The organism is Pseudomonas sp. Irchel s3a18, assembly GCF_900187535.1.
Taxonomy (GTDB): Bacteria; Pseudomonadota; Gammaproteobacteria; order Pseudomonadales; family Pseudomonadaceae; genus Aquipseudomonas.
Map to the genome: position 1 here is coordinate 1 of NZ_FYDV01000033.1, position 14721 is coordinate 14721.

At 58.1% G+C, this 14721-nt stretch carries 7 protein-coding genes and 1 pseudogene; 5 read left to right on the forward strand and 3 right to left on the reverse strand.

The features are described 5' to 3' along the window. The coding region (locus tag CKW29_RS25190; RefSeq protein WP_371850808.1) for a DUF5801 repeats-in-toxin domain-containing protein at positions 1-5741 on the reverse strand (5741 nt) is incomplete at its 3' end. Between the two features lie 792 nt (positions 5742-6533). Here CKW29_RS25190 and CKW29_RS25195 point away from each other — a divergent pair. From CKW29_RS25195 to CKW29_RS25210, 3 genes are all read left to right on the forward strand, one after another. Continuing rightward, positions 6534-6827: a metal-sensing transcriptional repressor gene (locus tag CKW29_RS25195; RefSeq protein ID WP_095146922.1), complete on the forward strand. Its 294-nt coding sequence runs from the start codon at positions 6534-6536 to the stop codon at positions 6825-6827. 7 nt (positions 6828-6834) lie between these two features. Then, a complete protein-coding gene (locus tag CKW29_RS25200) occupies positions 6835-7968 on the forward strand; it encodes a nickel/cobalt efflux protein RcnA (protein WP_095149312.1) in 1134 nt (377 codons plus the stop codon). Positions 7969-8558: 590 nt separating this feature from the next. Further along, positions 8559-11399, forward strand: coding sequence for a DUF5801 repeats-in-toxin domain-containing protein (locus tag CKW29_RS25210; RefSeq protein ID WP_256584944.1), 2841 nt, complete (start codon positions 8559-8561; stop codon positions 11397-11399). 350 nt (positions 11400-11749) lie between these two features. Here CKW29_RS25210 and CKW29_RS26195 read toward each other — a convergent pair. Together CKW29_RS26195 and CKW29_RS25220 are read right to left on the reverse strand one after the other, a co-directional pair. Continuing rightward, positions 11750-11848: pseudogene (locus CKW29_RS26195) on the reverse strand (LysR family transcriptional regulator); the annotation flags it as partial. 340 nt (positions 11849-12188) lie between these two features. Continuing rightward, positions 12189-13163 (reverse strand): LysR family transcriptional regulator, encoded by a 975-nt coding sequence (locus CKW29_RS25220; RefSeq protein WP_095149313.1) that lies wholly within the window; start codon positions 13161-13163, stop codon positions 12189-12191. 331 nt (positions 13164-13494) lie between these two features. Here CKW29_RS25220 and CKW29_RS25225 point away from each other — a divergent pair, with 331 nt between their 5' ends. After that, complete coding sequence (locus CKW29_RS25225) at positions 13495-13920, forward strand: ester cyclase (protein WP_095149314.1); 426 nt, start codon at positions 13495-13497, stop codon at positions 13918-13920. Between the two features lie 402 nt (positions 13921-14322). Then, a complete protein-coding gene (locus tag CKW29_RS25230; RefSeq protein WP_095149315.1) occupies positions 14323-14610 on the forward strand; it encodes a hypothetical protein in 288 nt (95 codons plus the stop codon). Positions 14611-14721: the final 111 nt, after the last annotated feature.

Below are 14721 nucleotides of genomic sequence, written 5' to 3' on the forward strand. Positions count from 1 at the left end.
ACCAGCGCGTTGCTCGTAGCGGTGCGGCCTTCGACCACTGCGCCATTGAGCGACAGGTTCACCGCCTGGCCCGTGGCCGTGTCGGTCAACCCAGAGGCCCCCGCCACCACGCCCAGCGCATAGGTCAGGGTGCCAGCCCCATCGGCGCCAAACGCCGAGTTGAAGTTAGCGGCAAAGCTCTGGGTATCGTTGATCGCCAGGACGGTTTCGTCCACCGTCAGTGTTGGTGCCTCACCGGTGGTGTTGATGCTGGGTCCGTCGTCCTCAAACACCAGGTTCTGCCCAATATTGAGGGTCGCCTGGACACTGTCGCCATCGCCGTCGGTCGTGGTCGCCGTCAGCGTCACCAGGTCATCCGAGGTCAGGCTCGTCGCATCATCGGGATCGGTGGTGTCGGGATGCACCACCGCCCGCAGCTGGTCGAGGGTGACATCACCATTGGCAGCGACGCTGACGGTGAACACCAGCGCGTTGCTCGTGGCCGTACGGCCTTCGACCACTGCGCCATTGAGCGACAGGTTGACCGCCTCACCGCTGGCGGTGTCGGTCAGCCCGGAGGCTCCGGCCACCACGCCCAGCGCATAGGTCAAAGTGCCAGCCCCATCGGCGCCAAACGCCGAGTTAAAGTTGGCGGCAAAGCTCTGGGTATCGTTGATTGCCAGGACCGTTTCGTCCACCGTCAGTGTTGGTGCCTCACCGGTGGTGTTGATGCTCGGTCCGTCGTCCTCGAACACCAGGTTCTGCCCAATGTTGAGCGTCGCCTGGACACTGTCACCATCGCCGTCGGTCGTGGTCGCCGTCAGCGTCACCAGGTCATCCGAGGTCAGGCTCGTCGCATCATCGGGATCGGTGGTGTCGGGATGCACCACCGCCCGCAGCTGGTCGAGGGTGACATCACCATTGGCGGCGACGCTGACGGTGAACACCAGCGCGTTGCTCGTGGCCGTCCTACCCTCCACTACTGCACCGTTAAGCGACAGATTGACCGCCTCACCGCTGGCGGTGTCGGTCAGCCCAGAGGCCCCCGCCACCACACCCAGCGCATAGGTCAAAGTGCCAGCGCCATCGGCGCCAAACGCCGAGTTGAAGTTAGCGGCAAAGCTCTGGGTATCGTTGATCGCCAAGACTGTTTCGTCCACCGTCAGTGTTGGTGCCTCACCGGTGGTGTTGATGCTAGGTCCATCATCTTCGAACACCAGGTTCTGCCCAATATTGAGGGTTGCCTGGACACTGTCACCATCGCCGTCGGTCGTGGTCGCCGTCAGCGTCACCAGGTCATCCGAGGTCAGGCTCGTCGCATCATCGGGATCGCTGGTGTCGGGATGCACCACGGCCCGCAGCTGGTCGAGGGTGACATCACCATTGGCGGCGACGCTGACGGTGAACACCAGCGCGTTGCTCGTAGCGGTGCGGCCTTCGACCACTGCGCCATTGAGCGACAGGTTCACCGCCTGGCCCGTGGCCGTGTCGGTCAACCCAGAGGCCCCCGCCACCACGCCCAGCGCATAGGTCAGGGTGCCAGCCCCATCGGCGCCAAACGCCGAGTTGAAGTTAGCGGCAAAGCTCTGGGTATCGTTGATTGCCAATACCGTTTCGTCCACCGTCAGCGTGGGTGCCTCACCGGTGGTGCTGATGCTCGGTCCGTCGTCCTCGAACACCAGGTTCTGCCCAATGTTGAGGGTTGCCTGGACACTGTCGCCATCGCCGTCGGTCGTGGTCGCCGTCAGCGTCACCAGGTCATCCGAGGTCAGGCTCGTCGCATCATCGGGATCGGTGGTGTCGGGATGCACCACTGCCCGCAGTTGGTCGAGCGTGACATCACCATTGGCAGCGACGCTGACGGTGAACACCAGCGCGTTGCTCGTAGCGGTGCGGCCTTCGACCACTGCGCCATTGAGCGACAGGTTGACTGCCTCACCGCTGGCGGTGTCAGTCAGCCCGGAGGCTCCGGCCACTACACCCAGCGCATAGGTCAGGGTGCCAGCCCCATCGGCGCCAAACGCCGAGTTGAAGTTGGCGGCATAGTTCTGGGTATCGTTGATCGCCAAGACCGTTTCATCCACCGTCAGCGTTGGTGCCTCGCCGGTGGTGTTGATGCTAGGTCCGTCGTCTTCGAACACCAGGTTCTGCCCAATGTTGAGCGTTGCCTGGACACTGTCGCCGTCGCCGTCGGTCGTGGTCGCCGTCAGCGTCACCAGGTCATCCGAGGTCAGGCTCGTCGCATCATCGGGATCGGTGGTGTCGGGATGCACCACGGCCCGCAGTTGGTCGAGGGTGACATCACCATTGGCAGCGACGCTGACGGTGAACACCAGCGCGTTGCTCGTGGCCGTGCGGCCTTCGACCACCGCGCCATTGAGCGACAGGTTGACGGCCTCGCCGCTGGCGGTGTCGGTCAGCCCGGAGGCTCCGGCCACTACACCCAGCGCATAGGTCAGGGTGCCAGCCCCATCGGCGCCAAACGCCGAGTTGAAGTTGGCGGCAAAGCTCTGGGTATCGTTGATCGCCAATACCGTTTCATCCACCGTCAGCGTGGGTGCCTCACCGGTGGTGTTGATGCTCGGTCCGTCGTCTTCGAACACCAGGTTCTGCCCAATATTGAGGGTCGCCTGGACACTGTCACCATCGCCGTCGGTGGTGGTCGCTGTCAGCGTCACCAGGTCATCCGAGGTCAGGCTCGTCGCATCATCGGGATCGGTGGTGTCGGGATGCACCACCGCCCGAAGCTGGTCGAGGGTGACATCACCATTGGCGGCGACGCTGACAGTGAACACCAGCGCGTTGCTCGTAGCGGTGCGGCCTTCGACCACTGCGCCATTGAGCGACAGGTTGACCGCCTCACCGCTGGCGGTGTCGGTCAGCCCGGAGGCTCCGGCCACCACACCCAGCGCATAGGTCAAAGTGCCCGCCCCATCGGCGCCAAACGCCGAGTTGAAGTTGGCGGCATAGCTCTGGGTATCGTTGATCGCCAATACCGTTTCGTCCACCGTCAGCGTGGGTGCCTCACCGGTGGTGCTGATGCTCGGTCCGTCGTCCTCGAACACCAGGTTCTGCCCAATGTTGAGGGTCGCCTGGACACTGTCGCCATCGCCGTCGGTCGTGGTCGCCGTCAGCGTCACCAGGTCATCCGAGGTCAGGCTCGTCGCATCATCGGGATCGGTGGTGTCGGGATGCACCACGGCCCGCAGTTGGTCGAGGGTGACATCACCATTGGCAGCGACGCTGACGGTGAACACCAGCGCGTTGCTCGTGGCCGTGCGGCCTTCGACCACCGCGCCATTGAGCGACAGGTTGACGGCCTCGCCGCTGGCGGTGTCGGTCAGCCCGGAGGCTCCGGCCACCACACCCAGCGCATAGGTCAGGGTGCCAGCCCCATCGGCGCCAAACGCCGAGTTGAAGTTGGCGGCATAGTTCTGGGTATCGTTGATCGCCAGGACGGTTTCGTCCACCGTCAGTGTTGGTGCCTCACCGGTGGTGTTGATGCTCGGTCCGTCGTCTTCGAACACCAGGTTCTGCCCAATATTGAGGGTCGCCTGGACACTGTCACCATCGCCGTCGGTCGTGGTCGCTGTCAGCGTCACCAGGTCATCCGAGGTCAGGCTCGTCGCATCATCGGGATCGCTGGTGTCGGGATGCACCACCGCCCGCAGCTGGTCGAGGGTGACATCACCATTGGCAGCGACGCTGACGGTGAACACCAGCGCGTTGCTCGTGGCCGTCCTACCCTCCACTACTGCACCGTTAAGCGACAGATTGACGGCCTCGCCGGTGGCCGTGTCAGTCAGCCCGGAGGCTCCGGCCACCACGCCCAGCGCATAGGTCAAAGTGCCAGCCCCATCGGCGCCAAACGCCGAGTTGAAGTTAGCGGCAAAGCTCTGGGTATCGTTGATCGCCAAGACTGTTTCGTCCACCGTCAGCGTTAGCTCCTCACCGGTGGTGCTGATACTGGGTCCGTCGTCCTCAAAGATAATCCTGGAGCCGATTTCGGTGGTCGTAATAGAGGGTTGAAACAGCGAGAAGCCACCGATATCAAAATCGGCGTGATCATTGCCCCTGGCATCGCGGGCCGCCCCGTTCTCGACGAGCACGCGGTTATGATCCGCGGTTGTGGTGTATTCAATCTGATAGCCGGCTTTGACACCGGTGATGGTTGCAACCCCGCCAGAAAAGCTGATGCCAATGGCGGGATCATTCACCGATCCGTCTGAATCCTCGATCACCAGCCCGGTGCTGATGTTGATGATGCGAACATTGGTGATTGCAACCGGTGTATCACCCGCATAGCCATTGATGAAATTCACGCCAGGTTCAGCAGCGGTGTTGAATGCGCTGATTTTTACGACAGCACTCTTGCCGCTTTGCAACTGCACGATGTCGAAATTGGCCGACGTTGTATTGTAGACGTCGGTAAAGTCGATGTTGGATTCAACATCTGCTTCGGTCTGACTAAGGTTGGGAACGGTCACATCCTGCCTGGCGCCCGTGACGAACGAAAAGCGAATGCCCTCTTGTTCCACAATCATCTGATTGTTGGTGCCGATGGTGGTCGGGCCACCCCCATGGCTGGTATTGATTCTGTCGCCAGTGTTTATATTGGCGCCGCTTGACTGGTCTGCGGGGTCCTTGCCGGTGGCAATGATGGTGGGATCCGTGATCCGCGAGACACCATCGACCATTTCAGTTGTCGGGTTCGCTTGCGTGAACATCAGGAACAGGTTCTGGCCGGAGGGCACATTGGCCAGACTGAATGCCGAGTCCTGAACGGTTCCGATGAAAACCTTATCCAGCAGATTGACCGCATCGTCGGGGTTGCTGGTATCCGGATGCTGCAGCGGTTGGTACTGCACGACCCAGATTTTGCCACCCGTGACCGGCGAGCCGGTTTCTTCAATATAGGCTGCGAACACGATCACGCCGCCGGCTTTGCCTAGAACGATGTTGTTGTTCGAGTCCGTATAGAGAAGGATGGGGGTGCCATCGAGGGTGAGCAGTCCGCTGTCCAGGCCATTGAGCGCCGCGCCAAGGCTGTCGGTAAAGCTGATATCGGTAATGCTTGCTCCGGGCGCAGCGATGCTGAACGCATTGCTGCCCGTGTTGCCCGCCGCCCCTGTATAGCCACTCAAGGCGGCAGCCGTTACGGCACCAGCTCCAAGTGCGGTCAACCGGGTAGAGAAGATCGAGGGCAGGGACGCCACCAGAATGTCATTGTCGTCAGCGTCTCCCGCAGGGCTTGCCGTGGCGGTGCCGTTCTGCAGCCCGGCTGTTTCGTCCAATGTAACGTTCACACCGGTCACCAGGACGCCCGGAACGCTGTCAGTAAACGACATGGTTGCCATAGCATCGTCACCGGTGCCGGACACACCATCGGCACCCGCAGAAGCCGCGGAGAGCAGGAATGTCGCGCCTGCCGAGTCGTCGGGGTTCACGTACCACGAGGTCGTGAGGCTGCCGTTGACCTGACCGTCGAGATCGCCGGCGCCGCCGTCGATCACGTACCAGGGATCATGTCCCTCACCGGTGTTGGTATCGAGCACATCATCGGACGTGCCCCACACGTTATCTGCGCCGGCGCTGGTGGCATGCTCCACTTCGAGCGCCACTGTGCTGCCGGCGGCGAAGCCGCTGGCCGTGATGATGGCGGTGCTGCCGGGTGCGTAGTCGCTTAGGTCGGTGGTGATGGTTGGAGTGGTTAGAGGGGTCGAATCGTTCGTGAGCGATGAGTTTTTCTTGCGCGTACTCATGACTTCCTCCTGAGCAAATCCAGTTATCGAGTCCAGACCGTGGAGCTGTTTTTACTACATCCCAGAACTATGAATAATCGCCGGAGGTTGCACATCGGCCGATACTCCTAGGTGGGGTAGGAGTTTCAGACTACTGGGGAGGGGACTGCTGGGAAGGGGTAGACGGAATGATGCGAAGGAGCGGCGCCGCATAGCCCATTTGTGAATGAGGACATGGCGCCGGTGCTCAAGGCCGCCCAGGCTTTAACGGCCAGCGCATCGAGCTGAATTTGAGCCAGCTCAGGCGGCCGGGGGCGGGGGCTCGCGCCTATCAACCACATAACAACCAACCGCCGAAAATGGGTGACTCAACGAGGCAGCCAAGCTGAGCGGTGCTCGTTGAGACCGTTAGATACAGGTTCAAATCGATCACGACTCAGGTAGGCCGGTGTTAGATCCGGAGATTCCGGTAATCCTCTGGAAGCCTTACAGAGCAAGGCCTGCAATGCCTTTCAAGAAACAACCACAGGTGAGGATTTAAAAGCGCCTATCGCTGAGTGCAAGACTCCATCGGCAGGCCTAGCCACTGCCTTTGATGGGTATTGGTCACAGGCTCAGACGCCCTTTCGCACCGTCATTGACGTGCGACGATGAAGGCGACGCCTCTCAGGTACCAGGGTCGATTAGTCTCGGTGTATTGCAGAGCGAAGTATTTGTGTTTTGACGCGATTTCAGGACTTTCATGCGTTTGACTACATCCCCCCCAGGGGGATATGGTGCCGACGTAATTCATTGAAGCCTGAGGCTCAAGTCATGAGTGAGCACGAACACAACCATCCCCACACCCATCAAAGTCACGAGGCGATCATCAAGCGCCTTAAACGTGCAGACGGTCACTTGCGCAGCATCATTACCATGATCGAAGAGGGTCGTGAGTGCGTGGACATTGCTCAGCAACTGCATGCTGTCGAGAAAGCGGTGTGCCAAGCGAAGCGCACATTGATCCAGGATCACATCGACCACTGCCTCGAGGACACCGTATCGGCCTTGAACAATGGCGAGCGCGCACCGCTGGAAGCGTTCAAACAAATCACCAAGTATCTCTAAGACTGACATGCCCAATTTCGCTGAACTGCTGCAACAGGGTGGCTCTCACGCCTGGCTGTACTTCCCGAGCGCTATCTTGCTTGGTGCTTTGCATGGCCTGGAGCCGGGCCATTCAAAAACCATGATGGCAGCTTTCATTGTGGCCATCCGTGGCTCGGTAAAACAGGCGGTGTTATTGGGCCTGGCCGCTACGCTTTCGCACACCGCTGTGGTGTGGCTGGTCGCCATCGGCGGCATGTACCTGGGTAAAGGTCTGGACGCCGAAACCACTGAGCCTTACTTCCAGCTTGCCTCTTGCGCGCTAATCATTGTGATTGCGCTGTGGATGCTCTGGCGTACCTGGCGTGGCGAGCAAATGTTCAAGTTCGAGCAAGCTGATGACCACCACGGCGAGCATAATCACAGTCACCATGATGAAACCCATCGCATCGATACCGGTCATGGCCGCGTCGAACTGTCGATCTTTGAACAAGGCATGCCAGCGCATTGGCGCATGAAAGCATTGACCGGGCATGCCTGGCCCGCCTCGGATGTTCGCCTGACGACTACCCGTCCAGACGGCAGCACTCAAATGTTTTCATTCGTCGAGCGCGAAGGCTTCCTGGAGTCGACAGTCGATATCCCCGAACCTCATGAATTTAGCGCTCGCTTGAGCCTGGGGCATGCAGGGCATTCCCATGATTACGACCTGGAGTACCAGGAGCATGATCACGGACATGCGCATTCCGAGCTGGAAGGTCTGGAACTGTCGATTGACGGTTATCAGGATGCGCATGAACGTGCGCATGCCAACGATATCCGTAAGCGCTTCACCAACCGAGAGGTCACCACGGGCCAGATTGTCATGTTCGGATTGACGGGCGGTTTGATTCCTTGTCCGGCTGCCATTACCGTTCTGCTGCTCTGCCTTCAGGTTAAAGAAGTGGCATTGGGCGGTATGCTCGTCCTGTGCTTCAGCATCGGCTTGGCGATCACGTTGGTCGCTGTGGGTGCTGCAGCGGCTGTTGGTGCCAGACAAGCCTCCAACCGTTGGCCGTGGCTGGGCACCGTTGCTCGTCGTGCGCCATACCTGTCCAGCATGTTGATCATTGGGGTTGGCCTTTACGTGGGCATCCATGGCTGGATGGGCCTAACCGGGTAATGTGATGTTAAGCACCAAATAGAGGCAATTGGCCGCATCATGCTTAGGGTGAGAAAGCTCACCCTAAAAACAACATGAGCATGGCGTTCGCCTGATGAAACTATTTGCCCTTCTGATCGCCGCAGTCCTTTCGATGACGTCCGTGGCTGCCTTCGCGCATAGCTGTGATCCCTTGATTCTAAAGGGTGCACGGCCTTACTTATCACAACTTGCCAAGCAGACTTTGCCTGTGAAGGGATAGCCCAAGTTGGAGTATCGCTAATTGCCGTCAGCACCATGACGGTGGTATTGACCTACCTACCGCCTGTGCGCACACAGCCGCCTGAGCTGGCTCAAATTCAGCACGACGCGCTGGCGGTTAAAGCCCGGGCGGCCTTGAGCACCGCCGCCATGTCCTCATTCACAAACAGACTATGCGGCGCCGCTCCTTCACGACATTCCGTCCCCCCCTCCCCAGTAGTCTGAAACTCCCACCCCGCCTGGGAGTATCGGCCGATGTGCAACCTGTGGCGCTTATCCATAGTTGTCGCATGTACCAGAAATAGGCCCACGGCCAGGCCGCGGTCACTGAAATTGCTCGGGAGAACATCATGTCTATTCGCACAAAAAACTCATCGCTAACGAGCGACGACAGTACTTCTACCTTCGTGAGCGATCCGGCTCCCCTATACGTTCCGACCGTCACCACCGCCACCATCGCGGCCAGCACTCCGAGCGTCCTGGCGACCGGCGTGAACGTTACGCTGGACGAAACCGCCGGGCTGCAGAACGGCACCGCCACTGCAAGCCCCGCGGGAGACGCTGACGACAATGACATTCTGGTGGCGTCCCTGCCCTCGATCTTCTCTACCCGGTTGACCGCGCTTGGGGCCGGTGCCGTAACGGCTGCCGCCTTGAGTGGCTATACGGGGGCGGTGGGCGATACGGGCAGCAATGCGTTCAGCATCAACGCTGCGCCCGGAGCAAACATTACCGATATCAGCTTCACCGACAGCCTTGGCGCACCGCTCAATGGCCTGGACAGCGGACTGGATACCCTCGATGGCGTCAATATCCTTCTCTATACGGATACGAATAACAACATCGTTGTGGGGCGAGCCGGGGGGCCAGCCGGCGCGGTCGTGTTCGCTGCCTATATTGAAGAAACCGGATCGCCGGCCACGGGCGGCAAGATCTGGGTCGTGCAGTTCGAACCGCTCGAGCATCCGGACGCTAGCAACCCCGACGATGCGGTCGATCTGTCAGGTATTGTTTTCATCGGAGCCAGTCAGGACCTGGAATTCAGTCTGGCCGGTGTGCCCTCCGGTGCGAACCTCTTCCTGATGTTCACGAAGGCGAACCCGACAGTTGTCGATGACGCTGGTGTCTTGCGGATCACGGATCCCACCATCATCGCCACCGGCAAGGACCCCGCAGACCAGTCAAGCGGCGCCAATATAAACACTGGCGACACGATCATTACCAGCCAGGCGGCTAACCCGACCACCTTCGGCACCAACAACCAGATGATTACGGAACAGGACGGCATCCGCTTTTCGTTCGTCACGGGCGCCAGGCAGGATGTGACCATTCCCAACCTTAGTCAGAACGAAGCAGATGTTGAATCCAACATCGACTTTACCGCCGTCTTCAATGCGAGGATGGCCAATTTCGACGTCGTGCAGTTGCAAAGCGGCAAGAGTGCTGTCGTAAAAATCAGCGCATTCAGCACCGCGGCTGAACCTGGCGTGAATTTCATCAACGGCTATGCGAATGACACGCCGGTTGGCATCACCAATGTACGCGTCTTCAACATCAGCACCGGGCAGGTGATCGAGAATTCAAACGGATCAGTGAATGATCCGGCCATTACCATCAGCTTCACCGGTGGGGTTGCAACCATCACCGGCGTTAAAGCCGGCTACCAGATTGAATACACCACGGCGGCGGATCATAACCGCGTACTCGTCGAGAACGGGGCGGCCCTCGATGCCAGGGGCAATACCCACGCCGATTTTGATATCGGTGGCTTCACGCTGCTCCAAACCGCTGTTTCGACCGCCGAAATCGGCTCCAAAATCATCTTCGAAGATGATGGCCCAACACTCGCATTCGGCAACCTGATCGGGACCGGTAGCGTCCTGCCGCAAACCGGGTTCTGGAATAATTCGGCCGGCGCCGACGGGCTGGGGGCGACCGGTCTGAATATCTCGTTGGTCAATGGCCAGTTCACCCTCGTCAGGCCAGACAACACGACCACGACCGGGACCGGCACGCTCACCGAGCTGGTGCCCTCACCGGACGCCAATGGCGCGTACCAATTCGCCGGGACGTTGACCGGTGATTTCGACAACAACGCCGCAACCGCGGATACCAGCGTCGACTACACGCTGACCGCCTTCGCCGATGGCAGTTATGCACTGGATCTGGTGCAAGGCTTCAGCTCAACGATCGTTCTCAGCAGTGCCGACGGCTCGCTCGCTGCCGGCGGTCCGGATTCGGTGCGCACATTGTTAATTCCGGAGACGGATAACCCGGCTATTCCTTCGGCATCCGAGGAGATTGTGTTCTTTTCCGCGAAGGCGCTTGCGTCGACTGCGGATATCCTGACCGGTATCGGGCTCGGAGCACCCGACCCCACTGAAGCCGCGCTACAGACCAACCCCCTGCCGTCGTACATCGACCCGGCGGCCATGAACGTCAGTACGTCCGGCATCGGTGTCGCCAACAACGTTTTCCAAGGAGACAACCTGGCGGCAATCAGCGCCGCCGATGAAAGCTTCGTCATCAATCCGGAGAGCCTGCTGACGGGCATGAAGGTCTTCATCGACAACTCCGTGGCGGGGTACAACACGGCAACCGAGGACCTGTACTACAGGATCTACTACGAGGATGGCACGTTCTCGAACCTCTTCGAGGTGAACAGCCTGACTCCAGAGGACGGCGGGCAGGTGTCCTTCCTCATTGAGAAAGAGGGCACGGCGCTGATCGATGCTGTTCAGCTCACGATGGCCCGGGGCGATATCAAGATCCCGGTGATCCAGTTCATTACGGAGAGCGAGAGCCTGGCCAGCGATGTCAAACTGGCGTTCAGCGCGACGCTGACGGACAAGGATGGGGACTCGGCATCAAGTACGTTTGACGCCAACCTGTTCGCCAACGACTTGGTCGGCGCCTTCGACTACACGCTGGTGGGCACGGGCGGTGAACGTGATGCCTTCAACGTCGATTTGTCATTCGATGAGAACCTGTACCAGGTCACCGGCTTCGATGCGGGCGCCAACCTGCGAGACACCCTGGTGCTCAACGGCGACCAGAACGCCGTTGTCCAGATCGACAACAGCGGCGCAGACAGCATCGTGACGGTTGCCGAAACTGGCGGAGACGTCACGACCATTACCTTGGTCGGGATTGATCTTCTGTCTAGCGACATTGTTCTTGGCAGCGTCTGAGGCGTCGCGCGGGTAAAAGGATGCGAGGGTGGCGTAGGAACCACCCTCGCATTGCTTCTGCAGTTTGAATAGGAGATCCGCACGATCGCATCCGCTGTGAACGCTCGAACACCACCAGGCTTGAAGAGCGCGGCGCCACACCAAGCAACGGCCTACCCACTCCAGAAACACGCCAGGCCCCCTGACAATTGCGTGCATGGCGCTCACAGTGGGGTTGCTTTCGGCCCAACTCAGACATTAAATCGAGACCGAAGCATAACCATTTTCATTGCTTGAACGGCGCTCCTGTCTCTTTAGATGTGCGCTGGCCTAAAGTATCTGAGGAGCAGAACCGTGATCACCGAGGCTCCTTAGACACACTCGAGCTTATCGCGCAAAAACTCGATAAACCGTTGCGTCTTGGCCGGAAGCAGCCGGGTCTCGGTTAGCGCATAGACAGAGACGGGGGCCCGAAGGTATCTCCGGGTACCGTTGGATACGGGTTCAATTCGGTCACGCCTCAAGTTGACCGGTGTTAGATCCGGAGATTCTGGTAATCCTCTGCAAGCCTTACAGAACAAGGCCTGCACTGCCTTTCAAGAAACATTACGAGAGGATTCAAAAGCGCCTATACCGTCCTGTGGCTTGACTCGCGGACCAATCGACAGAAACGTATTGCGTGGTGCTGGCACGGGGTATTGCTGACAGCAGTCAGTATTACTGCGCAATTGCACTTACCTGACCACGGTTTGCATCCGTCTTGACCCGCCGTACCAGTGGCGACTGGCTGAACACAACTCATTGCATTCATTACAGAGAACCAAGATCAGTCTTCCCCGGAAAGTCTTCCCCAATTGTTGAGGTGCTACGCATTACGTCTCTTAGTGCTTCCACTAAAGCGCAAGCGGCAGGTGACAATGTAGTACCCACTAGGCGAGAAATACCGATCTGTTCCAAAATCAAAGGTTCGAAAGCGGGGAGACGAACAAGACTACTACTGTGCGCTGGATCAAAAACCACCGACTGAGGCAATATTCCAAGAAGATCCGTCTGTTTTAGCAGCCAAAGTATATTAAAGAAAGATACCGTCTCTATAGTTGCATGCGGTGGATCAACATTTTCTCGGTAGAAAATACTATCGAACTGCTTCCGCAAAGTAGTCTCTACTGGTGGAAGAAGCCATGCCTCACGTGCGAACTCTTCGAGCTTTACCTTGGGTTGCTGAGCGAGAGGATGATCACGCCGCGCAACAATAATTGCGTTCTCGCTAAAAAGAGCTTCCTGAGAGACAACAACACTTGAGCTAACATCGGAAAGCCTCCCAATTAGGAAGTCCAGCTCCCCCGAGATGAGCCGGGGTATAAGTTCGCCGCTCACTCCCTCGACGATTTTAATGCGGACGCTTGGCCGGCTTTTCCAAAGTCGTGCAATCGCCGCTGGCACGAGATAACTTGATCCCGTTAACACACTTCCTATAGCGACACGCCCGGCATGCCCCTTTCCAAGAGCATCGATTGCTTGGGAAACGTGGTCTAGCTGTGCAAGAACCATACGACTGCGCTCTACAAAGGCCCGGCCAAGCTCTGTAGGCGTAACGCCCCGACGGTTCCGTATGTAGAGCTGAGCCCCCACAGCCTCCTCGAGGTCCTGTAACAATTTGCTCGCCGTTGGCTGTGAGAGGTTGAGCGAGCGCGCAGCGTGCACGACACTGCCATATTCAAACAGAGCTATAGCCAAGCGGAAATGCCTGACCGTCGCCCATTTTTCCAGCCTGTCTAAACTCATGTGATATTCCAATTATCGATACCACATCCACTATATTCTAGATTTACGAATACCATAACCCCCCCTAGAATGTGTCCAAGCGAAACAGCCCTCTCCACACGAACGCTCGGTTGAGCACTGCCAAGAGACTCAAGACGTATTGACGTAAAGCGTTGCAGGCACGCGCTCTACTTATGCCATGCATCTTGGTTTATTGCCGCAGCGAATCGACATTGCTCAGCCAGGTGCAATCTTAAACTTCCACTAGAAAGTACATGAGCCTTGCCGATTCTCTCTTTTCAGTTCTTGTTGGAGTTTCGATTTTCATCAACATAAACGGAGTAAGTGTTATATGAGCATCAAAAACCTCGAAACCGTTAAAAGTTACTTTAAATACTGCGTTGACGGAAAAGATGCCGAGAGAGTTTCCGAGTACTTTGATGCCGACGTGATCGTGCATCGACCGGACTGTGATGCTCCAATTTGCGGTCTGGAGAACTTCAGGCGAGCCTTGAGCACAAATGTTCTCGACCGGTATCAGACAATCAAAACTACGTTTAGTAAGGAAGTCGTCACTGATGACGTTGTTGTGGTCGCACTGACGCACTACGCCACCGGATCGAATACATGGCATGGCTTTAACGTAGAAGGCAAGAGCCTGACCTGGACGGCCCTGACGTACTTCCGCTTTAACGAAGAAGGTAAGGTCGTCGAGGAAATCGTAGAACGAAACGAACTGTTCATGGCAAAACAGCTCGGAATCATCAGTTACGACTAACGCTTAGCAAGGGCATCAGGAAGCCAAGCCCATCGCTGCGAGCGCTTGTGCTCACAGCCGTGGCACAACAACTTGGCCCACTGGGGTGCTCGGGGCCTTTTTGTTACCGTGGACACCACCAACCATCGGTCAGTGGTGTGCGTCTCGATGGCGACGTGCCCTCTCCAGAAACACACCGGGGACCCTGGCAGTTTCGACCGAATACGGGTGCGAAGACTCGCGCAAATTCGTTAGCGGCACCCCGCCAAAGTTAGTTAACTGGTTAACTCGGGTGGTTAACTGGGCTGAAAGCCTTATGAGTCGTGGCCTGTAGCCCGTTAACTAAGCATTTGAGCAGGTTAACTCGGCTAACGTCAATTCGCCTGAGAGCCAAGCGGGCCGTGGATTTCAGTCGGTTGACTGGTGGTTAGCCATAAAGAGCTCAAGGAGCAGATCGAGTCGTTGCGGAATACGCTCGATAGTCTCCCCTTAAACTGTGACGACTGCTCCCAAGAACAGTGGCAACAGCGACTCCATCTGCAGGACGAGGTCGCGGACCTGGAACAGGCCGCCACGAATCTCAATCGGCAAGCTTTGTACCTTGGCAAAGACATCCTTCGCCTTTCCACGCTGCTCAACGCCGACAAGCAAATTGCGGCCAACAGCAAGCGAGACCAAGAGCTTGCGACAGAGATTGTAGTGGTCAACTAATCCCGGACACGACGTTAAGTTTTTCTTCGGCCCGAGCTGGCGCCAGCCCACCGTTGAATTGATGGGGTCGAATCCAGTTGTACCGATGCATCAAGAATTGGCTGATATCAC